The sequence below is a fragment of the Escherichia sp. MOD1-EC7003 genome (genome assembly GCF_002965065.1).
Lineage (GTDB): Bacteria > Pseudomonadota > Gammaproteobacteria > Enterobacterales > Enterobacteriaceae > Escherichia.
Genome location: NZ_PTRE01000326.1, coordinates 1 through 385, shown reverse-complemented (window position 1 = coordinate 385; position 385 = coordinate 1). Strand labels below are relative to the sequence as shown.

At 45.5% G+C, this 385-nt stretch carries 1 protein-coding gene; it reads left to right on the top strand.

What is annotated here, in order from left to right; all coding sequences use genetic code 11:
• Nucleotides 1-385, top strand: a 385-nt coding sequence (locus A7090_RS25605) for a hypothetical protein (protein WP_157941513.1), incomplete at both ends; no start/stop codon positions are given.

Below are 385 nucleotides of genomic sequence, written 5' to 3'. Positions count from 1 at the left end.
AAAGTACATATTGATATGTATGACGGTAAAAACATCACGGGAGATGGCTTCGATTTTCGGCAGGATATTAAAGATGGTGTGTCTGTTTCTCCTGAAAGCAGCAGTTATTTTGGAAATGTTACGCTAAATAACCACTCAGTACTGGATATTGGCAATAAATTCACCGGTGGTATTGAGGCTTATGACAGTTCCGTGAGTGTGACCTCTCAGAATGCTGTTTTTGACCGTGCAGGCAGCTTTGTCAACAGTAGCCTGACCCTCGAAAAAGGAGCAAAACTTACGGCTCAGGGCGGTATTTTCAGCACCGGGGCTGTGGACGTAAAAGAAAATGCCTCCCTGACCCTGACAGGAACACCTTCTGCGCAGAAACAGGAGTATTACTCCC